This window comes from Ruegeria sp. CE9, from assembly GCF_056537425.1.
This window is the reverse complement of the sequence record NZ_JBQFRO010000069.1, coordinates 1-1,348: the sequence shown is the minus strand read 5'-3', so window position 1 is coordinate 1,348 and position 1,348 is coordinate 1. Positions and strand designations below refer to the sequence as shown.

At 56.2% G+C, this 1,348-nt stretch carries 3 protein-coding genes; 1 reads left to right on the top strand and 2 read right to left on the bottom strand.

Annotated elements, in window-relative coordinates:
* A partial coding sequence (gene purE, locus ACR0B3_RS24055; protein WP_480811244.1) for a 5-(carboxyamino)imidazole ribonucleotide mutase occupies window positions 1–432 on the bottom strand: 432 nt, incomplete at its 3' end.
* Between the two features lie 59 nt (window positions 433–491).
* Entirely contained in the window at window positions 492–710 is a 219-nt protein-coding gene (locus ACR0B3_RS24050) for a YdcH family protein (RefSeq protein WP_317656269.1), read from the bottom strand.
* Window positions 711–915: 205 nt separating this feature from the next.
* Between ACR0B3_RS24050 and ACR0B3_RS24045 the strand changes: the two genes are divergently transcribed.
* The coding region (locus ACR0B3_RS24045; protein WP_480811243.1) for an Hsp20 family protein at window positions 916–1,348 on the top strand (433 nt) is incomplete at its 3' end.

Here is a 1,348-nt window from a genome sequence, read left to right as displayed (position 1 = left end):
CAGACGCGCGGCAAGATCTGCGTCATGCACGGCCAAAATGGCCGCCGCCATCAGCCCAGCATTGGCCGCCCCCGCAGCGCCAATCGCCATGGTCGCGACAGGAAATCCGCGCGGCATTTGCAAAATCGAATAAAGCGAATCAACCCCAGACAAGGCCTTGGTTTGCACGGGCACGCCGATGACGGGCACCCGCGTCTTTGACGCCATCATACCCGGCAAATGCGCGGCCCCACCTGCGCCTGCGATAATCACCTTCAAGCCACGGCTTGCGGCGGTTTTACCATAGTCCCACAGCCGATCAGGTGTGCGATGCGCAGAAACGATTTTCGTTTCGTAAGAAACGCCCAACGCGTCAAGCATTTCGGCGGCTTCGCGCATGGTGGGCCAATCAGACTGGCTGCCCATGATGATGCCAATTTCGATATCCGCCATGGGGAGGATCCTTTGCAATAAGCCTTGTGAGAGGGGCGCACTATAGCGAGATCAAACCGCTATGCAATGATGTCAGGGGTGAGTTCATCCTCAATGCGGGTGATCGCATCTTTGAGGGACAGCTTCTGCTTTTTCAGACGGCGCAGCGTCAATTGATCAGGGCTTGGCCGTGTCTCAAGGGCGGCAATCGCCTCGTCCAAATCCCGATGCTCGCGCTTGAGCACCTCCAAGCGGATGCGCAGCACGTCTTCGTGGCTCATTTCGGTCGGGGCGTTCATGGGGCGCTTATGTCTTTCTGAATCTGGGGTGGTGCCGCACCATACTGTGACATTGCACTCCACGCAAAGGAAATGGCGCGCCTGCGTAATCCAGATGCAAACAGGGCTTGCAGGGGGACTGGGCAGGCCCCATATTTACCTCAGATCCAGTTGCCGAATTACGGGGCTGGCGCTTGCACAGATCGCTTATCAAAGGATGTGCCTTATGACGAAACTAACCCTAGGGACGCACCCGTTTCTGTTGGGCTTTGATCAACTCGAACGTTTGGTCGAACGCACTGTGAAATCTGGGAATGATGGTTACCCCCCCTATAATATCGAACAACGCGGCGACACGGCTTATCGCATCACTTTAGCGGTGGCAGGCTTTGCCGAAACAGATCTCTCAATTACAGAAGAAGATCGCCAATTGGTGATCCGTGGCCGCCAATCAGATGAGGATGCGGAGCGCATCTTTTTACATCGTGGGATTGCAGGGCGGCAATTTCAGCGCAGCTTTGTCTTGGCCGATGGGGTGGAGGTGACAGGCGCCACGATGGAGCATGGGTTGTTGCATATCGACCTGCATCGCCTGCAGCCCGATAGCGTTGTGCGCAAGATTGAGATTTCGAATTCTGGTGCAGCCTCTAAATCGCTGC